Annotated in this window: 19 protein-coding genes; 8 read left to right on the top strand and 11 right to left on the bottom strand. The window is 67.3% G+C overall.

Annotated features, from left to right (window positions below; all coding sequences use genetic code 11):
• Positions 1–22 precede the first annotated feature (22 nt).
• Positions 23–1,537, bottom strand: coding sequence for an MDR family MFS transporter (locus ACN22W_RS23780; RefSeq protein WP_419689635.1), 1,515 nt, complete (start codon positions 1,535–1,537; stop codon positions 23–25).
• A gap of 230 nt (positions 1,538–1,767) precedes the next feature.
• On the opposite strand from ACN22W_RS23780, the gene ACN22W_RS23775 reads away from it, so the two are divergent.
• Positions 1,768–3,327 carry a methyl-accepting chemotaxis protein gene (locus ACN22W_RS23775; RefSeq protein WP_419689634.1) on the top strand — a complete coding sequence of 520 codons (1,560 nt, stop codon included), beginning with the start codon at positions 1,768–1,770 and terminating at the stop codon, positions 3,325–3,327.
• A gap of 49 nt (positions 3,328–3,376) precedes the next feature.
• Here the strand turns inward: ACN22W_RS23775 and ACN22W_RS23770 are convergent, their stop codons facing one another.
• Together ACN22W_RS23770 and ACN22W_RS23765 are read right to left on the bottom strand one after the other, a co-directional pair.
• A complete protein-coding gene (locus ACN22W_RS23770) occupies positions 3,377–5,044 on the bottom strand; it encodes an ATP-binding domain-containing protein (protein ID WP_419689633.1) in 1,668 nt (555 codons plus the stop codon).
• Between the two features lie 106 nt (positions 5,045–5,150).
• Complete coding sequence (locus tag ACN22W_RS23765; protein WP_011547464.1) at positions 5,151–6,005, bottom strand: helix-turn-helix domain-containing protein; 855 nt, start codon at positions 6,003–6,005, stop codon at positions 5,151–5,153.
• A gap of 224 nt (positions 6,006–6,229) precedes the next feature.
• On the opposite strand from ACN22W_RS23765, the gene ACN22W_RS23760 reads away from it, so the two are divergent.
• Together ACN22W_RS23760 and ACN22W_RS23755 are read left to right on the top strand one after the other, a co-directional pair.
• Entirely contained in the window at positions 6,230–7,564 is a 1,335-nt protein-coding gene (locus ACN22W_RS23760) for an NAD(P)/FAD-dependent oxidoreductase (protein ID WP_419689632.1), read from the top strand.
• Between the two features lie 84 nt (positions 7,565–7,648).
• The gene (locus tag ACN22W_RS23755; RefSeq protein WP_129515175.1) at positions 7,649–8,743 is read left to right on the top strand and encodes a potassium channel family protein; all 1,095 of its coding nucleotides are present in this window, start codon (positions 7,649–7,651) and stop codon (positions 8,741–8,743) included.
• A gap of 116 nt (positions 8,744–8,859) precedes the next feature.
• Here the strand turns inward: ACN22W_RS23755 and ACN22W_RS23750 are convergent, their stop codons facing one another.
• Entirely contained in the window at positions 8,860–9,486 is a 627-nt protein-coding gene (locus ACN22W_RS23750; RefSeq protein ID WP_419689631.1) for a TetR/AcrR family transcriptional regulator, read from the bottom strand.
• Between the two features lie 267 nt (positions 9,487–9,753).
• Here ACN22W_RS23750 and ACN22W_RS23745 point away from each other — a divergent pair, with 267 nt between their 5' ends.
• Positions 9,754–10,089, top strand: a complete 336-nt coding sequence (locus ACN22W_RS23745) for an H-NS histone family protein (RefSeq protein ID WP_419689630.1) — start codon at positions 9,754–9,756, stop codon at positions 10,087–10,089.
• 40 nt (positions 10,090–10,129) lie between these two features.
• On the opposite strand, the gene ACN22W_RS23740 is transcribed toward ACN22W_RS23745, so the two are convergent.
• Complete coding sequence (locus ACN22W_RS23740) at positions 10,130–10,792, bottom strand: helix-turn-helix domain-containing protein (RefSeq protein ID WP_048247466.1); 663 nt, start codon at positions 10,790–10,792, stop codon at positions 10,130–10,132.
• Positions 10,793–11,121: 329 nt separating this feature from the next.
• Here ACN22W_RS23740 and ACN22W_RS23735 point away from each other — a divergent pair, with 329 nt between their 5' ends.
• Positions 11,122–12,333 (top strand): alpha/beta hydrolase family protein, encoded by a 1,212-nt coding sequence (locus tag ACN22W_RS23735; RefSeq protein ID WP_419689629.1) that lies wholly within the window; start codon positions 11,122–11,124, stop codon positions 12,331–12,333.
• A gap of 80 nt (positions 12,334–12,413) precedes the next feature.
• Here ACN22W_RS23735 and ACN22W_RS23730 read toward each other — a convergent pair whose 3' ends face one another.
• From ACN22W_RS23730 to ACN22W_RS23720, 3 genes are read right to left on the bottom strand one after another with little or no spacing between them, the layout of a single operon-like run.
• On the bottom strand, positions 12,414–13,172 hold the full coding sequence (locus tag ACN22W_RS23730; protein ID WP_419689628.1) for an SDR family oxidoreductase: 759 nt from the start codon (positions 13,170–13,172) through the stop codon (positions 12,414–12,416).
• Positions 13,173–13,226: 54 nt separating this feature from the next.
• Entirely contained in the window at positions 13,227–13,613 is a 387-nt protein-coding gene (locus tag ACN22W_RS23725) for a hypothetical protein (RefSeq protein ID WP_419689627.1), read from the bottom strand.
• Between the two features lie 34 nt (positions 13,614–13,647).
• Positions 13,648–14,592, bottom strand: coding sequence for a LysR family transcriptional regulator (locus ACN22W_RS23720; protein WP_419689626.1), 945 nt, complete (start codon positions 14,590–14,592; stop codon positions 13,648–13,650).
• 166 nt (positions 14,593–14,758) lie between these two features.
• Here ACN22W_RS23720 and ACN22W_RS23715 point away from each other — a divergent pair, with 166 nt between their 5' ends.
• The gene (locus ACN22W_RS23715; protein ID WP_419689625.1) at positions 14,759–15,973 is read left to right on the top strand and encodes an FAD-dependent monooxygenase; all 1,215 of its coding nucleotides are present in this window, start codon (positions 14,759–14,761) and stop codon (positions 15,971–15,973) included.
• 86 nt (positions 15,974–16,059) lie between these two features.
• On the opposite strand, the gene ACN22W_RS23710 is transcribed toward ACN22W_RS23715, so the two are convergent.
• Complete coding sequence (locus ACN22W_RS23710; protein WP_419689624.1) at positions 16,060–16,977, bottom strand: LysR substrate-binding domain-containing protein; 918 nt, start codon at positions 16,975–16,977, stop codon at positions 16,060–16,062.
• A 193-nt stretch (positions 16,978–17,170) separates the two neighbouring features.
• Between ACN22W_RS23710 and ACN22W_RS23705 the strand changes: the two genes are divergently transcribed.
• A complete protein-coding gene (locus tag ACN22W_RS23705; RefSeq protein WP_419689623.1) occupies positions 17,171–17,914 on the top strand; it encodes an isochorismatase family protein in 744 nt (247 codons plus the stop codon).
• Positions 17,915–18,005: 91 nt separating this feature from the next.
• Positions 18,006–18,893 (top strand): pirin family protein, encoded by an 888-nt coding sequence (locus tag ACN22W_RS23700; RefSeq protein ID WP_419689622.1) that lies wholly within the window; start codon positions 18,006–18,008, stop codon positions 18,891–18,893.
• Between the two features lie 96 nt (positions 18,894–18,989).
• Here the strand turns inward: ACN22W_RS23700 and ACN22W_RS23695 are convergent, their stop codons facing one another.
• Positions 18,990–19,922, bottom strand: coding sequence for an alpha/beta hydrolase (locus tag ACN22W_RS23695; RefSeq protein ID WP_412024319.1), 933 nt, complete (start codon positions 19,920–19,922; stop codon positions 18,990–18,992).
• 61 nt (positions 19,923–19,983) lie between these two features.
• Positions 19,984–21,081 carry an OpgC domain-containing protein gene (locus ACN22W_RS23690; RefSeq protein WP_412024320.1) on the bottom strand — a complete coding sequence of 366 codons (1,098 nt, stop codon included), beginning with the start codon at positions 21,079–21,081 and terminating at the stop codon, positions 19,984–19,986.
• Positions 21,082–21,297: the final 216 nt, after the last annotated feature.

The raw sequence follows: 21,297 nt of genomic DNA, 5'->3' as shown, positions 1-21,297 counted from the left end.
ACGGTGCTGCCGCGGCAGCCAGTCAGTTGTGCTTGCGCAGCGGCGCATCCTCGACGAACCACGCGAGCACGAACGCGATCGCAACCACGATGGCCGCCGCGAGATACACGACATGCAGCGAGCCCGAAAACGCATGCAGGTACACGTCGCGCACCGCGTCCGGCAACTGGTGCACGGCCCCCGGGCCGAGCGCGGGCGGCAACTCCGTGCCGGCCGGCAGCGCCTGCAGCATCCGCGATTGCAGCCCGTGCGAGAACAGCGCGCCGAATGCCGCGACGCCGATCGAGCTGCCGATCGAGCGGAACAATGTCGCGCCCGATGTCGCGACGCCCATGTGCCGGAACTCGACCGTGTTCTGCACCGCGAGCGTGAGCACGGGCATCACCATCCCGAGGCCGATCCCGAGCAGCGCCATGTAGGCGTACATCGTATGCAGCGGCGTATCGAGCGTCAGCGTCGACAGCAGCGCCAGCGCGATCCCGCCGATCAGCGTGCCCGCGATCGGAAACATCCGGTACGAGCCGAGCCGCGAGATCAGTCGGCCGCTGATCACCGACATCGCGAGCATCCCGCCCATCATCGGCAGCAACTGCATGCCGGCCTGCGACGGCGTCGAGCCCTTCACGACTTGCAGGTAGAGCGGAATGAACGTAACCGAGCCGAACAGCGCGGTGCCGACCACGAAACCGATCAGGCTGACCAGCACGAAGGTGCGACGGCGGAACAGCTCGAGCGGGATGATCGGCTCGGCCGCGAGCCGTTCTTCGTAGATGAAGCCGCCGATTGCGACGAGGCCGAGCACGAGCGTCATCCACAGTTGCGGCGACGTCCACGGCAGCAGCGAGCCGCCTTCGCTCGTGAACAGGATCACGCAGGTGAGGGCGGTCGCGAGGAACGCCGCGCCCATGTAGTCGATCCGGTGCTTCACGTGCGCGGTGTGCGGCCGGAACGCGATGCCGATCACCGCGAGCGCGAGAAAGCCGAGCGGCAGGTTGATCGTGAAGATCCAGCGCCACGACAGGTGCTCGACCAGGAAGCCGCCGAGCAGCGGGCCGATGATGGTCGCGAGGCCGTAGACGCCGCCGAACATCCCCTGATAGCGCGCCCGGCGATCGGGCGGAACCAGATCGCCGATCGCCGCCATCGTGACGACCATCAGGCCGCCGCCGCCGAGCCCCTGCAGCGCCCGCAGCACGATCAGCTGCGTCATGTCCTGCGCGACGCCGCACAGCGCGGAGCCGGCGAGGAACAGCACGATCGCGGCCTGCAGCACGATCTTGCGGCCGTACAGGTCGCCGAGTTTGCCGTACAGCGGCAGCACGACGGTGGACGACAGCAGGTACGCGGTGACGACCCACGACAACTGGTCGAGGCCGCCGAGCTCGCCGACGATCGTCGGCAGCGCGGTCGACACGATCGTCTGGTCGAGCGCGGACAGCAGCATGACGAGCAGCAGCGCGGCGACGATCAGCGCGGTCGGTGCGTCGCGGCGGGCCGCTTCGGCAGCCGGCTGGGTAAGGAGGGTGTTGGTGGTCATCGGAATATCTGCCATGGCAGGGAATTGTTCGGAAATATAACCATGGATGATTGCCTAGTCAATTTCTGCCCAGCCTTGATGTGTTGCAACCGTAACAGGAGATTGCCGACGCGAAAAATTGACCGTGATCAGACGAAAAGCAGGGACGGACTCAAGTTTTCTGCAGGCAAACCGTAATCCAGAGTGCTGCGGACCGATTGCCGCGGCACTTTTCATCGCTCACGCCCGTCATGAACCTGAACGCCCTGTTTTCCCGTTTCTCGATCCGTACGCGGATCTTCTCCACGCTCGGTCTCGTCGCCGTGCTGCTCGTCGTGTCGGGGCTGATCGGCCTCGCCGGCATGCAGAGCTCGAACCGAGCGCTCGACGAAGCCTATACGCAGCAACTGGCTGCGAAGACCGCGCTGTCCGCGGCGAGCCTGAACCTGACGATCGTGCGCACGACGCTCGACCGCGCGCTGCTGCATCCGGAGGCGCCGGAAGTGCCCGATCTCGTCAAGAAGGCCGAGAGCTATCTCGCGAAGGCCGACACCGCGTGGCGCGGTTACGCGGCGATGCCGCACGACGGCGACGAAGGCCCGCTCGCGAGCCGTCTCGACGCCGCGCGCCAGGCGCTGATCGGGCAGGGGCTGAAGCCGCTGATCGACGCGATCCGCGACGGCCGGCGCGACGAGGCCGACCGACTGCTGATGACGGTTGCGCCGCCGCTGTCGGTCGCGCTCACGCAGGCGACCGATGCGCTCGATGCTTACCAGGTCGCGCGCGGCAAGGATGTCTACGACACCGCGCAGACCTATTACGGCTGGATGCGCGCGGGCGCGATCGCGGGCATCGCGTTCGGCCTGGCCGCGTGCCTCGGCTGCGCGATCGGCCTGCATTTCGCGATCACGCAGCCCGTGAACCGGCTGCTGTCGCATTTCCGCCGCCTGTCGGACGGCGACCTGACGTCGGAAGTGCGCTGGTCGTCGCGCGACGAGATGGCCGAACTGGTCAAGGGCGTGACGGGCATGCAGCGCAGTCTCGCGGACACGGTGCGCCAGGTCAGCCAGGGTTCCGAAGCCATCTCGACGGCGACGCACCAGATCGCGGCCGGCAACACCGACCTGTCGCAGCGCACCGAGGAACAGGCGTCCGCGCTGCAGGAGACGGCCGCGAGCATGGAGCAGCTGACGGCCACCGTGAAGCAGAACGCCGACCATGCGCTCGAGGCGCAGGCCTGTGCGGACAGCGCGAGCGAGATCGCGACGCGCGGCGCGACGGTGGTCGGCGAGGTGATCGGCACGATGAACGAGATCGACCACAGCTCGCAGAAGGTCGCCGACATCATCGGCACGATCGAGGGGATCGCGTTCCAGACCAACATCCTTGCGCTGAATGCGGCGGTCGAAGCCGCGCGCGCGGGCGAGCAGGGCCGCGGTTTCGCGGTGGTCGCGGGCGAGGTGCGCACGCTCGCGCAACGCTCGGCGTCCGCGGCGAAGGAAATCCGGACGCTGATCGGCGAATCGGTCGAGCGCGTCGCGACCGGCTCGCGGCTCGTCAGTATGGCCGGCACGACGATGCAGGACATCCAGCAGGCGATCGGGCGCGTGACGGGCATCATGACGGAGATCGCGGCGGCGTCGAGCGAGCAGCGCGACGGGATCGAGCAGGTGAACCGCGCGGTGTCGCAGATGGACCAGGTGTCGCAGCAGAACGCGGCGCTGGTCGAGCAAGCCGCGGCGGCTGCCGCGTCGCTCGAGGAGCAGGCCGACGGGCTGCGCCGCGCAGTGGGAGCGTTCCGCGTCGCTTGATGAATGGACGAAAGGCGGGCGCTGACGAGGCGTTCGCCCGCCCGCCGCGTCAGACGTCCGTGAGCTGCGCGGCCGCGCGCGACGACGCAACGATCAGCAGCTTCATCGTCGCGCGCGTCGCGCCGACGAACAGCTTGCGCGCGGCGCGCGCGTCGAGCGTATCGAAGTCGACTTCGGTGAGGATCACGCACGGCGCCGACTGGCCCTTGAAGCGGTAGATCGAATCGAGCAGCACGTCGCCTTCGCGATATTCGGGGTTGCCGAACAGGTCGTACTTGCCGGTGAAGCTCTTGATCCGGTGCGGGCCGAGCTGGTCGAGCGGCGCGAGCACCGAGCCTTCGCGGCCGCGATACGACAGCACCGCGATGTCCTGCTTGCGGAAGCCGAGCGACAGCGCCTGCGTGATCGCGCGCTTGGTCGCGTCGATGCAGGCTTCCGCCAACGCGTCGCCCGACGCACCTTCTTCCCCGTATGCCGACACCGACGGATCCGAACCGTCGAACGGGCTGCCCGAGCGCAGTTCGGTCGCGAGCGGTTCGACGCGGCCGACGACGTCGCGCACGAATTCCAGCAAATCGCGCGGGCTGCGGTAGTTCGTGAGCGCTTTCAGCGTGACCCAGCCGGGCAGCGCGACGGGTTCGCGCATGTACAGGTTCTGCAGCGGATCTTCCAGCCACCACCATGCGCCGTCCGGCGCCAGCAGGCGCTCCAGTGTGGCCGCCCACGGCGCATGGAAATCCTGCCCCTCGTCGACGACCAGCACGTCGAAGCGCCAGTGCTCGGGGATCGGTGTTTGCGCGAAGCGCGTCTCGAGCCGCTCGAATTCGCCGGGTACCTGGAAGTCGGGCGTATAGCCGCCGTCGCGCGCGACCCAATCGCACAACTGGTGGTAGTTCGCGATCTTCGCGCCGGGCGGCGCGATGCGCGCGATGTAGTCGGCGAGCGGCCGGTTGAAGCACACGTACAGCACGCGCTTGCCGGCGGCGACGGCATCGCGCATCGCCTGCACCGCGAGCTGCGTCTTGCCCGAGCCGGCCGTGCCGGTGACGCGCAGCCGGAACGGCGCGAATTCGAGCTGGCGCGCCCACGCGGCGAGCCCGCCCGACAGCCGCGTGACGAGCGTGCCGGCCTGCCCGACGAGCGCGCTCGTGTCGGGCGTGAGCGCCAGCTCGTCCGCGAGGAAATGGTGGAGCTTCGACGCGTTCGGAAAGTGTTCGTCGTCCTCGGGCAGGATCTGCAGGATCACCTGCGCGAGCTGCGCCTTGCGCGACGCGTCGACGATGCGGTCGGCCGCGACGCCGGCGATCGATGCCTGGCGGATCGTGTAGTCGGGGCAGTACAGCAGCGCCTCGACGCCGTAGACGCCCGCGCCGAGCGCAGCCGTCAGCCGCCGGTGCAGCGTTTCCTGCGTACGCGCGAGCTGGATCGGAACATTGCGCTCCTTCTGCAGGTAGACCTTCACGAGCCCCTTCGGCGTTTCGCGCAGGAAGCCGGCCTTCTGCTCGATCAGCAGCACGCGGCCGGCCGGGCTCACGACGACGAACGCGGCCTCGCCGAACACCGAGAAGGCCTGGTCGGCGCGCGTCCAGTGCACGCCGTGATACACGGTGTAGCTGTCCGGCAGCGCGTGTTCGAGGGCAGCGAGCGTTTCGCGCTCGCGTTCGGCCGCGCCGGTCGCGGCGAGGCTTTTCCAGTCGTCGGGAATGAGGCGGGCCATGGAGTCGGGCGGCGTACGCGTGAACAGGTGCGGCTATTGTACTGAGGAACCTGTTCACGGCCGCACGGCCCGCACGGACGCCGTGCGTCCGGAAGGTGGGCGATTGTTACCCGCGCGTGAGCCGTTTCGCGAGATCGGCGCTGAGGATCGCCATGCGCGCGGGTTTTTCGTAGCAGACGACGTCGAACGCGCGGATCACTTCGCTGATGTCGGCCTCGCTCGCGCGGCCGGTGAGCAGGTCGCCCGTCAGCACGAAGATCGGCGCGCCCGGGTTGTCGGACGTGCGCACGGCCTTGATCGCGGTGGCGGCCGTGCCGTCGTCGAACAGCCATTCGGTCAGGACCGCGTCGAACGCCTGGCCCTGCAGCGCGTCGACGAACGCCGCGAGACCGTCGAACGCGGCCGTCGCGAAGCCCTGCCGCTCGAGATAGCGGCACAGCTCGGTCGCGCTGACGCGATCGGGGTCGATCACGGCGACGACGAGCTTGTCGCTCTCCGCGCGGCGCGGATAGATTTCGATCTTGTGCACGTCGTACGCGTTCTGGTACAGCACGCCGGTGTGGCGCAGCACGCGCCAGCGGCCGTTCTGTTCGTACGCGACGAACTCGGGGCGCGCGCCGGCTTCGAGCGGCGCGCCAATCCATGCGGTGCAGGGAATCTCGGCGACGCCCGCGTACAGTACGGCCTCCTGCGAATACGCGCCGACCATGCCGGGGTCGAGCGTCTGCGCGCCGAACAGTTGGGCGGCGGGTTCGCCGTACGCTTCGGCGACTTTCTTGATCTGCGCGAGTGTCCAGGGGCTGCTGCCGCGCAGTTTGCGGTGGCCTTGCGAGAAACTCAGATCGAGGATGCGGCACAACTCGGTGGTCTGCTGGCGCTTGCCGATGCCGTTGCGGGTCATCAGCTCGCGCACGCGCTCGGCGACCGCGAGGGAATCCGTGGTGATTGCTTCAGTGGTCATGCTACGGGAACGGATCGTGACGTTCAGAACGACGCCTTGCGGCAGTCTCGACGGACAGTCTTCATGACGTCCAATGGCGAGCCGACCGGCCACGCGCGGAAAAGATAACTTTACCGCAAAATGGTCGTCATTCCGTGTCGCGAACGGTGCGTTTCTGTGAAAGGTGTGTCACTACGTTACCGCGACGGCCCGTATCCGGATGCATTAACGCTCGACAGGAAACAATGACGACAACCTATCCGCTGCACGATGCATTGACCCGCGCCGACACGGCGCTGCCGGCCGAGGCCGACGTCGTGGTCGCCGGCGCCGGCATCATGGGCTGCGCGGCCGCGTACTACCTGGGCCTGCGCGGCCTGAAGGCCGTCGTGCTCGACAAGTCGCGCATCGCCGGACAGCAGTCGACGCGCGCATGGGGCTTCGTGCGGCAGCAGGGCCGCGAAGCCGCCGAGGTGCCGTTGATGATGGCCGGCATGCGGATCTGGGAGGGGTTAGAGGAAACCCTCGGTTTCGATCTCGAGTGGCGGCAGGGCGGCTGTCTCTATATTGCGGACAACGAAACGGACTGGTCATCGTTCAACGCATGGCTCGGCGTCGCGCGCGAGCACGGGCTCGACACGCGCACGCTGACGCGCGCGCAGATCGACGAGCGCGTCAGCGGCCTTTCACCGCAGGCACGCACGCTCGGCGGCCTGTACACCGCGACCGACGGGCAGGCCGAGCCGCGCCGCGTGGCCGCGGCGTTCGCCGCGCGTGCCACCGAGGCCGGCGCGCGCTTCTTCGAAGGCTGCGGCGTGACGGCGATCGAGACGGCCGGCGGCGCGGTCGTCGGCGTTGCGACCGAGCGCGGCACGATCCGCACGCGGCGCGTGATCTGCGCGGCCGGCGCGACCAGTTTCCGGCTGCTCGACGGCGTCGGCATCCGGTTGCCGCAGCAGGCCGTGCGCGGCACCTGCATGCGCACCAATGTGGTGCCGCCGGTATCGGCGTCGACGGTGTGGGGGCACGGCCTCGGCATCCGGCAGCGCAAGAACGGCGCGATCAATCTTGCCGACGACATGCAGGTCGACGTCGACCTGACGCTCGGCCACCTGCGCGGGTTGAGTCTCTTCTGGCCGCAGTTCTGGTCGCAGCGCGACAAGTTCCGGCTGCACGTGAATTCGGCCGCGTGGCGCGACGTGTTCGCGCGCATCAATGGCGCGACCGGGCCGATCGAACCGCGCGATCCGCAGCCGCAGCCGAATCGCGCGCACGCGCCGCGCGCGCTCGCGAAGCTCAAGGCGATTTTCCCCGCGCTGAAGGATGTGCAGATCGTCGAGGCCTGGGCCGGCCTGATCGACGTGCTGCCCGACGGCATTCCGGTAATCGATGCGCCGGGGACGCCGTCGGGGCTCGCGATCGCGACGGGGTTCTGCGGCCACGGTTTCGCGATGGGGCCGATCGTCGGCCGGCTGCTTGCCGAATGGATCGACACGGGGGCGCCGTCGCTCGACCTGTCGGCGTTCCGCGCGCGGCGTTTCGTCGACGGCACGATGGTGCGGCCGCGCAGCATGCTGTAACGGACGAATCGATGCAATGATGTCGGGCCGGATCGCCGCGTTCCCGTCGTAGAATCGAGCCCGCATCCTTCAGGAGATTCCCCGTTGGCTTCGCCCTCCGACAAGCGCCGTTCGTTGCGCTCCCGCCTGCGTCGTGCCCGCAATCCGTGGCAGGCGCCGCGTGCGCGCATGCTGTTCACGCGTCCCGCGACGTCGCCGCGGCGCACGCTGCTGTTCCGTGTCGGCGCGGTCGTGCTGTTGTGCATGCTCGCGTTCTTCGTGCTGTATCTCGATCGCGACGGCCTGCGCGATTCGACCAAGAGCACGCCGATGACCGTCGCCGATCTCGTGTACTTCACGATGGTCACCGTCGCGACGGTCGGCTACGGCGACATCGTGCCCGTCACCGCGCGGGCGCGCCTGCTCGATGCGTTCTTCATCGTGCCGATCCGCATCGTCATCTGGTTCATTTTCCTGGGCACGGCATATCAGTTCGTGATCCAGCGCGTCATCGAGGAATTCCGCATGAAACGCCTGCAAAAGCAATTGTCCGATCACATCGTCGTGTGCGGTTACGGCCTGTCGGGGTCGATCGCCGTGCGCGAGCTGCTCGAGAGCGGCGTCGATGCCGCGACGATCATCGTGATCGATTCGCAGCAGCAGGCGCTCGAGGCCGCGACGTCGCTCGGCGTGACGGGGCTGCTCGGCGATCCCGCGCACGAGGATCTGCTGCAGCAGGCGCAGGTGCGCGCGGCGAAGGCCGTGATCATCTCGGTGACCGACGATCCGACCGCGATCCTGTTGACGCTGTCGGTGCGCAGCATCGCGCCCGATACGAAGATCGTCGTGCGGATCCAGGAGAACCTGTACCAGCGGCAACTGCGGCAGGCCGGCGCGGACGTGATCGTGTCGTCGACGAAGATCGGTGCGCTGCTGCTCGCGGACGCGGTGCATAGCCGCTACATCGTGCCGTTCGTGAATGACATGCTGTCGACGCGCGGGCGCGCGACGCTGATCGAGCGCGAGGCGTTGCCGCACGAGATCGGCTGCATGACCAATGTCGTGCCGGGCGCGATCGTGGTCGGGCTCGATCGCTGCGGGAAGATCCAGTCGTTTTACGAAGACCCGCCGTGCAGGATCGAGGCGGGGGATACGCTGGTGGTGATTCAGTCGGCGAGGATTCCGGATGCGGATGTTTGACGGGCGTTCTTCAAGCGGGACGCGATAAATTCACGTCAACGGGCCGCACGCTGCTGCTCGCGATCCGGCTCCATCGCGGAGCCGGCTCTTCCGGCAATCGCCCGCCACCACGCCGGTCAACGCACCGGCGCCGCTGACGCCAGCAGGCTGCGCAGGAACACCATGATCATGTGCCCGATCGGCACCTCGGTCAGGATCGACTGCTGCAGCGACAGGCCTTGCGAAAGCCCCATGAACGATACGGCCAGCACGGCCGGCGATTCGGGTGGCACCCTCTTCAGCCTCGTGAAAATCTGCTCGATGCAATAGGCGAGGCCATCGCGGTGGGCGTCCAGCAACGCCTGCGACGCCGCGGCAAAAGCCGGGTTGCGTCGCCCCTGAAGCTTGAACTCGACGCCCAGCACCGACCACTCGGGCTCGGCATCGACCGTCCGCGACCAGACTTCCAGCGCATTGAGGATGTCGTCCCCGGTTGCGGACGGGTCGCTCAACGCCCGGGCGATGTCGGCCACCTGCGTCTTCGAGCGCTCCTGCATCAGTTCGACGAACAGCGCTTCCTTGCTGGCGAAGTTCGAATAGAACGCGCCCTGCGTATAACCGGCCTCGGCCGCGATATCCCGGAGCGACGTGGCGCCGAAACCGCGATCGACAAACAGCCGCTTCGCCGAGGCGAGCAAATGTGCACGGGTCTGCAGTCGACTTTCTTCGCGGCTCAGCCGCGGGGGAAGGGGCGCCATGTTCATGGCGGGAAGGATATCAGTTGATATTTGAGATAGATACCATTACGATCGCGTTTCACATATCACTTGATATTTGAAACGCGGCGCGGGATTGTGCATCGGAATGTCGCCAGTGCGGCTTGTCGTTCTCCTCGCGTCGCGTGACCCGATGCGCCGAGGCGAGCCGCGTGCCGATCAAGCGAACGCCGCCCTCGCGGGGCGTGGTGAAACAGTCTGTTAGTCATGCGAATCATGTCGATTCTCATGCGGATGCGATGCAGGAAGCAGAAGATGAGCGTGAGCAAGACCTATGCGCAGCTCGTGGTCGAGCTGTCCGAGCTGGACGAGGAAATCGAGCGCGCACGCGCACGCGAACGCATCGATGCGATCGAGAAGGTTCACTCGCTGATGGACACCTATGCGATCAAGCATCGCGACCTGGTCGGCCGCAATGGCCGCCGGGGTTCGTATGTCGTGAAAGTGCTGCCGGCGCGGTATCGCGACCCGGAGAGCGGGAAGGAATGGAGCGGGCGCGGCAATGCGCCGCTCTGGATCCGCGGCAAGGACCGTCGTCGGTTCGTCATATGCAAGCCTCGGTCCACCGGCAAGAAAACCAAGGCGAGTTGACGGCGTATGACGGGCGCGCCGCCCGACGGCTGGCGCTGGACTACGGCGACACCGATTTCGCCGGCGTGTGACCCGGCGGCGTCAGCACCACGAGCAGCGTCGCGCCGGCCGGCGATGGCGCCACGTACGCATGCGGCCGATGCGACGAAAAGAGCGCGCTTTCACCGGGCCGCAACCGGGTTGGCTCGCCATGCTCGAAATGAAGTTCCAGTTCGCCCGACAGCACATAGCAGAACTCGTCGCCCTCATGACCGGCGAGCCCGCCGGCTTCGTCCACGGTGCGCGCGTCGACCTGCATGCGCAGCGTGATCATCCCGGCCGAACTGTCGCGATGCAGCAGCGCGTACTCGTACGGGATATTCGCGATTCGCGTCGTGACGATGTCTTCCGCGTGGCAAACGCTGAGCGAAGCGCGATGACGCGGTGGGTTGGTCAGCACGTCGCGCCAGTCGAAGCCCATGCCTTCGATGATCCGGTGCAGCACGCCGAAGGTCGGCGACATCTTGTTCGTCTCGATGCGCGAAAACGTCGCCGCGGGCACGCCGGTTAGCCGGCTTGCCTCGTTCAGCGTGAGATCGCGCGACTGCCGCAGCGCGCGCAGCCGCTGTCCGATCTGGTCGGCGGGAACCTGCAGGTGCTCGCGGCGCCGCGGCTTGATCGGCAGCGCCGAAAGGAGCGACGCGACGCGGGTTTTCTTGCTCATTACCGTCCACCGGGGAGAATGTTTTTACCGATACGTAATAAAAATATACCGCATCGGCGCGATTCCGGGTGATGCAATGTGCAGCGCTTGTCGTTGGCCGGTATCGCGGCGTACACTTCCGATGCGTTGTGGTGACGAAAGCGAGGCATCTTCGGTGCCTCGTTTTTTTGGTCTCTGAATTTACGTATCCGTAAATTTCGTGGCCGTGCACGACGCATCTCGTCCCGGCTGTCAGGACGCGTTGCCGTACACATGATGGATGGAGATCAAGGCGGCGACGCGGCGCCACGGCCAGAAATTTACGTATCAGTAATTTCGGAGAGCGTGACATGAATCAGCAAGACGATCGGATGGATGGCGCATATCGCGCGGAAGGCTGGGTGCAATGGCCCGGCGAGCCGGAGTTGAGTTTCCAGTTCGCGCGCACGCTCGGCGGTGCGCAGGAAGGCGCGAGCCTGATCAGCGAGTGTTTTCGCGCGGCATCGAGGATGACTCCTGGCGATACCGAGAGCTGGTATCGCGAATGGCAGGTGCTCGCGAAGGCCAGCGAGCAGCGCGCGCTCGACGCGTTCGAGCGCGGCTTCTTGCGTACCGCGAGCAGCAACTGGCTGCGCGCGGCCAACTACTACCGGTCGTCGGAGTTCTACCTCGCGCATGACGACGTGCGGCGGCGCGATAGCTTCGACAGCGTCGAACGTTGCTCGCATCGCTATCTCGAAGGGCTGACGCCGGCCGGCGAGATCGTGCGGATACCGTACGAGGGCGGCGCGCATCTCGATGCGTATTTCATCCCGTGCGCAGGTAGCGACGTGCGTTCGCCGGCCGTGATCGCATTCGGCGGGCTCGACGAATACAAGGACGAACTGCTCCACGAGATGCCCAAGCACGCGCTGACGCGCGGCATGTCGCTGCTGCTGGTCGATCTGCCGGGGCAGGGCGGCACGCTGCGCCGGCAGGGGATCGTGAACCGCCCCGATACGGAGGTGCCGGTCGGCGCGTGCGTCGATTACCTGCTCACGCGCGGCGACGTCGATCCCGGCCGGATCGCGTTGTACGGCGCGAGCGTCGGCGGCGTCTATGCGGCCCGCGCGGCGTCGTTCGAGAAGCGCATCGTGGCGGTGGTGTCGGATTCGGTGATGTTCGACATGGCGTCGCTGTTCGCGAGCTGGCTCGATACGCCGGACCGGCTCATCTGGCGGCACCTGAAATGGGTGTTCGGCAGCGCGACGCCGCAGGGCGTGGTCGACAAGGCACGGGATTTCCGTCTCGCCGGCGTGATCGACCGGATTCCGGTGCCCTATCTGGTGCTGCAGGGCACCGAGGACTGGCTGGGACTGAAGACGGCGACCGATACCTACGACTACGCGAAAGCGCACGGCGTCGACGCGACACTCCGGCTGTTCGCGCCGGATGAAACGGGCGCCGCGCACTGTCAGGTCGACAATCCGACGCTCGGGCAGGAATTCATCTGCGATTGGCTGGCGGCACGGCTGGGTATCGACCAGCGCGAAGTCCGGCAGCGGACGCAGGCCCTGGCCTGAGCGACCGGGGGGCGGGGACGTCCGGGAGACATCATCCGCCGTGGTGGGTGGCGCCTCCCGGTGCGAACCACTGCACGCGCTTACCCGCGCCCCACGAACGGCATCGCGGTCGCCATGATCGTCATGTTCAGGATGTTCGTGTCCAGCGGCAGGTTCGCCATCTGGACGACCGCGTTCGCGACATGCGTGACGTCCATGCGCGCTTCGGGCGCCAGGCTGCCATCGGCCTGCGGAACGCCTTGCGTCATCCGCTCGGTGAGCGGCGTCGCTGCGTTGCCGATGTCGATCTGGCCGCACGCGATGTTGTACTTGCGGCCGTCCAGCGCCAGCGACTTGGTGATACCGGTCACCGCATGCTTGGTGGCCGTGTACGCGATCGTATCGGGGCGCGGCGCGTGCGCCGAGATCGAACCGTTGTTGATGATCCGGCCACCCTGCGGCGTTTGCGCTTTCATCACGCGCCATGCGGCCCGCGCGCAGAGAAAGACGCCCGTCAGGTTCGTCGCGACGACACCTTTCCACACGTCGAATTCGTAGTCGCCGAGCGACACGGGCGGCGCGTTGCGTCCGGCATTGTTGAACAGCACGTCCAGCCGGCCGAACTGCTGCGCGATCTGCTCAAACGCGTGGTCGACCGATGCTTCGTCGGTGACGTCGGCAGGAAACAGCTGTGCGTCGCCGCCGACGGCGCGGATCGCGTCTTGCGTTTCGCGCAACGATTCTTCCGTGCGTCCAAGCAGCGCGACGGTGAACCCCGCTTGGGCGAGCGCGATGGCCGCTGCGCGACCGATTCCGGATCCGGCGCCCGTGACGGCTGCGAATTTCTTCGTGACAGACATGGCTTGATTTCCTGCTGGTTGATGAAAGACGGGCGAGGCGGTCGATGACCGATGTCATCGCCATTTCGGCAATGTAGTCGAAATGTCCGGGGCGCTCGACAGCAGATCGATCCGGCCGCGTGTCAGGCACTGCGGCCAGGTCGCGGCCACGCCGTTATGCGCGACGACGACGAAGTTCGTGAAGGCGCGATCGGAAACGAGCATCTGGCCTTTGCCGATGTTTTCGCCGATAAAGGTGATCGCCGGTTCGATCGGCAGACAATCGCCGATCTTGCGGCGAACGTGGATTACGACTTCCGTGACGCCGATCGTCGACAGCATCTTCCGAAGCAGGTCGCGATCGATACTGCCGCTCGACAGCAGATGTATCCACTCGCATTTGACGAGATCGACGTCGGGGCGATGCTTGAGATAGAGCGTATGCACGCGTCTGGGATTCATGGGCTCCGCTCTCCGTGATTGACGATCACCACGCCTATTTCTTCCGCCCGGGCACCGCCTTCTTCGCCCACGCGCCCGTCTCCGCGAACAGATCGACCACCACGTCGCGCAGCCAGCGGTTCCCTTCGTCCTGATTGACCCGCGTGTGCCACAGCATATGAATCGGCGCGCCCGGCAGCGTGACGGGCAACGCGCGCCAGCCGAGCGAGAACGGCGCGGCGAGCTGCAGCGCGAGATGCTCGGGCACGGTCGCGATCAGGTCGGTGCGCTGCAGGATATAGCCCACGCTCATGAAATGCGGCACCGTCAGCCGCACCTGGCGCGTCACGCGGCGCCGCTTCAGCCATTCGTCCACCTGCCCGTGACCGGTGCCGGCCGATACCACGACCAGGTGCTCGGCGTTGCGCCACGTATCGACCGTCAGCGGTGCGTCCTCGAGCGGATGCCCGCGGCGGAACAGGCACACATAACGCTGATCGAACAGCCGACGCTGATAGAACCCGCCCTTGAGTTGCGGCAGCAGGCCGATCGCGAGGTCGACGCGGCCGTCGGCCATTTCGTCGCCGAGGTTGACGCTCGTGTTGCGTACGGTATTGAGCGCGATGCCCGGCGCCGCTTGCGACAGGTGTTCGAGCAGCGCGGGCAGGAACACGACTTCGCCGATATCGGTCATGCCGATCGTCAGCGTACGCGTGGCGCGCAGCGGATCGAAACCGGTCTCGGGATTGAGCGCGGCGTGCAGCGTCGCGAGCGCGTGCGAAACGGGTTCCGCCAGCCGCAGCGCGAACGGCGTCGGCACGACGCCGCCCGGCCCGCGCACGAACAGCGGATCGCCGAGCCGGCGGCGCAGCTTTGCAAGCGCGTTGCTGACACCCGGCTGGCTCATGTTCATCTGCTCGGCGACGCTCGACACGCGCCGCTCCTGCATCAGCCGCTGGAAAAGCAGCAGCAGGTTGAGGTCGATATCGCTCAGTTCCATGGGTTTCGCGTTGCCGCGCTCATTGCATCCAGTGATGAAGCAGATTCATTTCATTTTATTGCGGGATGAATGTCTACTCCTGAAACTACCGATACGGCGCATGCATTCGACATGACCGCTGCGCAGCACGCAGACCCTACATCTGAATATCGGAGACATCCTCATCATGCAGACGAACCTGAAGATCGCGATCGTCGGCGCCGGCATCGGCGGCCTGACGCTCGCGCTCGCATTGCGCGAGCACGGCATCGACGCGCAGCTCTACGAGCAAACCGACGAACTGCGCGAAGTCGGCGCGGCCGTCGCGCTGTCGGCCAACGCGACGCGCTTCTACGAACGCATGGGTTTGCGCGAGGCGTTCGACGCGGTGTGCGCGGACATCCCAGGCCTCGTCTATCGCGACGGGCGCAGCGGCGCGGTGATCGGCCATCATCGTGGCGATCCCGACTATCGCCGGCAATTCGGCGGCGCGTACTGGGGCGTGCATCGCGCGGATCTGCAGGCGGTACTGTCGAAGGCGGTCGGCGCCGATTGCATCCATCTCGGCCATCGGCTGGTCGATCTCGCGCAGCACGCCGATCGCGTCACGCTGTCGTTCGACAACGGCGCGCACGTCGAAGCCGATCTTGTGATCGGCGCGGACGGCGCGCGCTCGATCACGCGTCGCTGGATGCTCGGCTACGACGATGTGCTGTATTCGGGCTGCTCGGGCTTTCGCGGCGTGGTGCCGGCCGCACGCATGGACCTGCTGCCCGATCCCGACACGATCCAGTTCTGGGTCGGGCCGCACGGACATCTGCTGCACTATCCGATCGGCGACCACGGCGACCAGAATTTCCTGCTGGTCGAGCGGCATCCGTCACCGTGGCCGTCGCGCGACTGGGTCATGCCGTCGGAGGAGGGCGAGCAATTGCGCGTGTTCAGGGACTGGCATCCGGCGGTGGTGCAGATGATCACCGCCGTGCCGATCAGCCAGCGCTGGGGGCTGTTCCATCGTCCGCCGCTCGGCCGCTGGAGCCGCGGGCGCGTGACGCTGATCGGCGACGCCGCGCATGCGCTGGTGCCGCACCACGGGCAGGGCGCGAATCAATCGATCGAGGACGCGGTGGTGCTGGCGGCGCAACTGGCGAAGGCCGGCCCCGGCAACTGGCGCGAAGCGCAGGAGGCGTACGAGCGCCTGCGTCGCGGCCGGACGCGCAAGGTGCAGTACGCGTCGATCTCCGCGGCCGACGTGCTGCACCTGCCCGACGGGCCGGCCGCGCAGGCGCGCAACGCGCGTCTTGCCGAGCGCGACAGCGTGCTGCATCACCTTGACTGGATTCACGATTTCGACGCGCTCGCCGAGGAACCGAGCGAGCGGCAGGGTGGTACGTGGCTTTGAATCGGCCCGCCCGGACGAAGGCGGCCGAGCTGGCGTGAAGCCGGTTCGCCGCGGACCCGGCCCATCGCACCACGCGCCCGAGCGATTCAGCCCAGCAACGGCGGCAGTTCTTCCTTCAGAAAATCGACCAGCGCGCGCACGGCCGGCATCATGCCGCGACGTGTCGGGAACAGCAGCACGAGCCGTCCTTCCCGCGAGCGCCACGTCGGCAGCACGACCTGCAGCGCACCGGCCGCGATCTCGGCGCGGCATGCATACAGCGGCAGGCTCGCGATCCCCATGCCGGCCAGCGCGGCCTCTTTCAGCGTGGCGACGTTGTCGCTCTGCACGCGCGGCCGGATCGTTCGCGTGACGACGTCGGCGTTCGCGCCGATCAGCCGCAGCGCGGCGGCCGGGTCGCCGATCGGCGCATGGATCAGGAAGTCGTCTTCGGGGAGGGCGTCGGGCGTGTCGATCGGACCGGTCGCGGCCAGATACGCAGGGCTGGCGACCAGCCCCCAACGCGCCGTGCACAGCGGAACCTGGACCAGGCTGGACGATTCGACGTCGAAACCCAGCCCGCGAATCGCGACGTCGATGTGCTCGTCGATGAGGTCGACCTGCCGATGGCTCGCCTGCAGCGCGAGCCGCACCTTCGGATGGCGCTGCATGAAACGGGGCAGCAGGCCGGCCAGCACGATATCCGTGATCGCCACCGGCATGCTCGCGCGCACCAGCCCCGACGGCTCGGCGGTGCGGCGTCGCACGGCTTCTTCGCCGGCCAGCGCCTCGTCGATCATCGCGCGGCAATGCACGTAGAGCGCTTCGCCGGCGTCCGTGAGGCTGAGCCGGCGCGAGGTTCGATGCAGCAGCCGGGTGCCGAGACGGGCCTCCAGGTCGGTGATGCGCCGGGAGATATGCGACTTGCTGACACGGAGCGCGTCGCCCGCCGCGGTGAAGCCGCGATGCTCGATGACCTTCGCGAACAGGTAAAGGTCGTTCAGATCGGAGGAAGCCGGATTCATTCGGGGTTCGCCAGGGAGGGCACGTCGATGGATCGTTTCCGTATGGAAACGATGGGTTGATCTGTAGTGTATTTATCGTTTGTCGTTGCGTAAATATCATTCTTTCCAACCGGCGCTGACAGGCACCGGGCGATTCGGCAGACACATCGATTCGCCGATCCGTCATCCCGACGTCAACGTGAGGAAAGACATCATGAAACGCATCTCCCGCTTCTCCCTTCTGAAAGCCGCGGTTGTCGCAATGGCGTTCGCCGGCACGGCCGGCGCGACGGCGCTGGCCGCCGAAGCCGCCCCGGTATCCGCACCGGCCGCCGTCGCTCCGTCAGGCGCGCCGTATTCGCTGCTGTCGCGCGACAACACCGTGCTGGTGCTCGTCGACCACCAGGTCGGCCTGTTCACGGGCGTACGCGACATCGACGTCGGGCAGCTCCGGCACAACGTGGTCGCGCTCGCGAAGGTCGCGAGGACGCTCGGCATCCCGGTGATCGTCACCGCGACGATGCCCGACGGCATGTGGGGGCCGACCATCCCCGAACTGAAGGCGGCACTGCCCGGCGTGCCGGTGATCAGCCGCACGTCGATCAACGCGTGGGACGACCCGAACGTGCGGGCCGCGATCGAGAAGACGGGTCGCAAGCAGGTGGTCATCGCCGGCGTGTCGCTGGAGGTGTGCGCGACGTTCCCGGCGCTGGCGCTCAAGGCCGCCGGCTACGACCCGCGCGTGGTGCTCGACGCGTCCGGCACGTTCAGCGACGCGAAGCGCACGGCCGGGTTGCAGCGCCTCGCGGGCGCCGGCATCCCCGTGACCGACTACGCGACGGTGGGCGTCGAGCTGCTGCACGGCAACGACGATCCGAAGGCGCAGGAAGTGTATGCGGACCTCGACATGCCGTTCGCGAACCTGGTCTGGCAGCTCAAGAGCGCGTCGGGCAAGTAATGGAGCAAGCAGTATCGCGGGCCGGCGAGGGCGCGTGCCGTCCTCGCCCGGTGATCGTGACGGAATCGGTTATCCACGACGGAGCAGGACGATGAACGCATTTGTGCGCATGTCGCGCGTCATTGCCGGCCGCGATTTGGCGATCGGCGCATCATTCAGCGCGAAGCATTTCGACGAGGGCATGTTCGACGGGGCGATGGACCCGGTCGTCATGCTCGACCACTTCCAGATGACGGGGCCGACGTTCGAGCCGCACCCGCATGCGGGCATCTCGGCCGTGACGTATGTGTTCGAGGATGCGACGGGCGCGCACGTCAACTACGACTCGCTCGGCAACCACGGGCCGATCGATCCGGGCGCGCTGCACTGGTTTGCCGCCGGCCGCGGCGCCGTGCATACGGAGCAGCCGGAAGGCGACGGGCATCGTGTCCATGCGCTGCAGATTTTCGTGAACCTGCCGGCCGCACGGAAGTACGACGCACCCTATGCGGTCCATGTCGAGCCGCATGACATCCCGGAATTCACGGCGCCCGGCGTGCGCGTGCGCGTCGTGTCGGGCAGCAGCAACGGCGTGAGCGCGCCCGTCACCGCGAAGCTCCCCGAGCCGTTCACGTTGCTGGACGGATTCCTGTCACACGCATCGTCGTTCGACCACGTGCTGCCGCGTGGCTGGAACGCGACGATCCATGCGGTATCCGGGACGCTGCGCGTGGAGGCCGCGGGGGCGGCGCGCAGCCTGAAGGCCGGCGAGGCCGTCGGGATCACGTTCGATCGCGAGGCTTCGGCCGATGGTGCGTGGATTCGCGTGATCGCCGACGACGATGCGCACTTCGTCGTGCTGTCCGGTGCGGCGTTACGGGAGCCGATCGTCAGGCACGGTCCGTTCGTGATGAATACGCGCGCGCAGCTCGACGACAGGATCAGCGCTTATCAGAGCGGGGCGTTCGGGCAACTGGTCGCGCCATTCGTCGCGTCGTGACAGGGGCATAGCAGGACGCCGCCGCCGCGCGTTTTGCCGAACAACCTATTCCGTCCGGGCGACGCGACACAATCGCGAGCCCGTTCGGACTGACCGTCACTTCACGCATTCGAGCGCGTACTTCAACCCCTGCCCGAGCAATCCGCGCCACACGTCCCACGTATGCCCGCCGTCGACGATGCGCAGCTCGGCCGGGTTCTGCGCGCGGCGCAGTTGCGTGTACAGCACGCTCGATTCCGCCTGGATCGTCAGGTCGTCGTCGCCGGCCGCGATGAACATCGGCACGCGCCAGCTGCGCGCGAAATAACCGCGCATCAGCGCCGGGTAGTTGAGTTCGTGCCACACGCGCGAGTCGAACTGCCGGTCGCCGAACACGCCGACGTAGCGCGCGGCGGAATTGAGCGGCGGCTCGTTCGCGTAGATCGCGGGGCTCAGCAGCATCGCGCCGCAGAACAGCCCGGGTTCGAGCAGCGAGAAGCGCAGCGCGCCGAAGCCGCCCATCGACACGCCGCCGATCGCGCGGCCGGCGCGCTGGTTCGACACCGCGAAATGCGCTTCGACTTCAGGCAGCAGGTCGTTGAGGAACGCGCTCTGCATCTTCTCCTTGCGGTCGACGTACCAGTCGGTGCCGCCCTGCGGCATGACGATCACGACGGGCGGAATCTCGCGGCGCTCGATCAGCGTATCGGTGGTGGCCTGCAGCCGGCCCTGCGTGATCCAGTCGTTCGCGTTGCCCGCGTTGCCATGCAGCAGGTACATCACCGGGTAGCGCGCGCCTTCCGGGTTGTAGCCGGGCGGCAGGTAGACCGTGTACGACCAGTCGCGCTTCAGCGACGCCGACCGGAACGAGCGCAGCACGACGCTGCTGCCCGGGTTGAGCGGCGGCTCCTGAGCGGTCGACGGCGTCGTCGCGGTCTGGACGGCCGGTGGCGGCGCGGGCGACATCGTCGGCGCGGCCGGCGTGGCGCGGGCGGTGGCGATGGAGCCGGCGATCAGGGCGACGGCGAACGGAAGGGCGAGTCGGCGCATGGCGAATCGTTTGTGAAGAGGCGCCGGCTATCGTAGCAGCGGCGCATGACGGCGCGGCGCATCATCGCCGCGAGCGGAACGGCAGCCGCGCGACGAGCGGCCCGTAGAGTTTGGCGACGAGATACAGCAGGCCGATCGCGACGACGTCGGCGGTCAGGCCGAGCGGCACGTCGAGATAACCTTCGGTCGCCTGGTAAAGCAGCGAATCGACCGCGAGCGAGATGCCGGTGCCCGCGACGAAACACAGCAGCCCCTGCCGGCCGATCGTGCCGATCCACGGCATCGCGTGCGCGACCTTCTTCATCCAGCCGAGGTGCACGAGCTTGGCCGCGAGCCACGCGATCGCGAGGAAGTTCACGAGCCGCAGCGCGCCGAGGTTCTGCTTGATCGACGGATCGGTCGGGAACGGCTCGATGCGCAGCCGGTAGTACGCGCCGGCCGCGACGATCGCGAGCGCGCCGGCCGTCAGCAGCCAGCCCTGCGGCTTGGGCGCGAGCGTCTGGTAGACGGGCTGGCAGCGCGCGATCACGCCGAGCACGAACAGGAACTGCCACGCGAACGGGTTGAAATCCCACGGCGCGCCTTCGACGGTCGGCAGAAAGCGCGCGACGTGCGGCGCCGCGATCCACAGCGACCCGCTGAACGCGAGCATCAGCCAAGGCTGCGTGCGCGCGAGCGGCAGCGCGAGCGGGACGAGCAGCGCGAAAAACGCATACATCGGCAGCACCGACGCGAGGTACGGCTGGCGGCGGAACAGCAGGATGTCGCGCAGCGCGGCGAGCGGCTTGTGGAGCAGGCCGTCGAGATCGTTGGTCGGCATGTTCGGACCGTCGATCGCGAACGCGTTCAGCGCGGCGGTGATCAGCAGCATCAGGCCGGCTGTCACGAGGAACGCGCGGTAGATCTCGAACGCGCGCCGGATGAAGCGCTGGCGTGCGGCGGCTTCGTCGTGCCGCTCGGCGAGCGAGTTGTATGCGATCGCGGTCGCGAAGCCGCCGAGGAACACGAACACCTCGGCCGCGTCGCACAGCGCGTACGCGTGCAGCGTCACGCGCGACAGGATGCTGCCGCCGATGTGGTCGACGACGATGACGAGCAGCACGAGGCCGCGGAAGAAATCGAGTTCGGCGTAGCGGCCGGCCCGGGCAGGCGCGGTCATCGGACCGCCTCCCGGCGCGGGCCGCGTGCGCGGCGGGCACATGCCGCGCATGAATCGGGGTGAAGCATGACTTCGTGAAGAAATGGCGAACGGATGCGCATTGTGCCACCGATGTGACGCCTGCCGGGTTTACGCGGATGGTGGGCCGGCCCGCCGCTGCCGATAAGCCCGGTCAGGCAGTCTGCGCAACGGGGCAGTTGGAAGAGCGCAACGCTT

This window comes from Burkholderia theae (genome assembly GCF_048565265.1).
Classification (GTDB): Bacteria; Pseudomonadota; Gammaproteobacteria; order Burkholderiales; family Burkholderiaceae; genus Burkholderia; species Burkholderia theae.
This window is presented reverse-complemented; position numbering and strand designations above follow the sequence as displayed.

What these genes read in the sequence shown, in the direction of transcription:
- ACN22W_RS23705 (WP_419689623.1), top strand. Translation starts at nt 17,171, where the DNA reads ATGAAACGCATCTCCCGCTTCTCCCTTCTGAAAGCCGCGGTTGTCGCA.
- ACN22W_RS23715 (WP_419689625.1), top strand. Translation starts at nt 14,759, where the DNA reads ATGCAGACGAACCTGAAGATCGCGATCGTCGGCGCCGGCATCGGCGGC.
- ACN22W_RS23775 (WP_419689634.1), top strand. Translation starts at nt 1,768, where the DNA reads ATGAACCTGAACGCCCTGTTTTCCCGTTTCTCGATCCGTACGCGGATC.
- ACN22W_RS23750 (WP_419689631.1), bottom strand. Translation starts at nt 9,486, where the DNA reads ATGAACATGGCGCCCCTTCCCCCGCGGCTGAGCCGCGAAGAAAGTCGA.
- ACN22W_RS23770 (WP_419689633.1), bottom strand. Translation starts at nt 5,044, where the DNA reads ATGGCCCGCCTCATTCCCGACGACTGGAAAAGCCTCGCCGCGACCGGC.
- ACN22W_RS23720 (WP_419689626.1), bottom strand. Translation starts at nt 14,592, where the DNA reads ATGGAACTGAGCGATATCGACCTCAACCTGCTGCTGCTTTTCCAGCGG.
- ACN22W_RS23765 (WP_011547464.1), bottom strand. Translation starts at nt 6,005, where the DNA reads ATGACCACTGAAGCAATCACCACGGATTCCCTCGCGGTCGCCGAGCGC.
- ACN22W_RS23780 (WP_419689635.1), bottom strand. Translation starts at nt 1,537, where the DNA reads ATGACCACCAACACCCTCCTTACCCAGCCGGCTGCCGAAGCGGCCCGC.
- ACN22W_RS23745 (WP_419689630.1), top strand. Translation starts at nt 9,754, where the DNA reads ATGAGCGTGAGCAAGACCTATGCGCAGCTCGTGGTCGAGCTGTCCGAG.
- ACN22W_RS23710 (WP_419689624.1), bottom strand. Translation starts at nt 16,977, where the DNA reads ATGAATCCGGCTTCCTCCGATCTGAACGACCTTTACCTGTTCGCGAAG.
- ACN22W_RS23730 (WP_419689628.1), bottom strand. Translation starts at nt 13,172, where the DNA reads ATGTCTGTCACGAAGAAATTCGCAGCCGTCACGGGCGCCGGATCCGGA.
- ACN22W_RS23695 (WP_412024319.1), bottom strand. Translation starts at nt 19,922, where the DNA reads ATGCGCCGACTCGCCCTTCCGTTCGCCGTCGCCCTGATCGCCGGCTCC.
- ACN22W_RS23700 (WP_419689622.1), top strand. Translation starts at nt 18,006, where the DNA reads ATGAACGCATTTGTGCGCATGTCGCGCGTCATTGCCGGCCGCGATTTG.
- ACN22W_RS23740 (WP_048247466.1), bottom strand. Translation starts at nt 10,792, where the DNA reads ATGAGCAAGAAAACCCGCGTCGCGTCGCTCCTTTCGGCGCTGCCGATC.
- ACN22W_RS23690 (WP_412024320.1), bottom strand. Translation starts at nt 21,081, where the DNA reads ATGACCGCGCCTGCCCGGGCCGGCCGCTACGCCGAACTCGATTTCTTC.
- ACN22W_RS23725 (WP_419689627.1), bottom strand. Translation starts at nt 13,613, where the DNA reads ATGAATCCCAGACGCGTGCATACGCTCTATCTCAAGCATCGCCCCGAC.
- ACN22W_RS23760 (WP_419689632.1), top strand. Translation starts at nt 6,230, where the DNA reads ATGACGACAACCTATCCGCTGCACGATGCATTGACCCGCGCCGACACG.
- ACN22W_RS23735 (WP_419689629.1), top strand. Translation starts at nt 11,122, where the DNA reads ATGAATCAGCAAGACGATCGGATGGATGGCGCATATCGCGCGGAAGGC.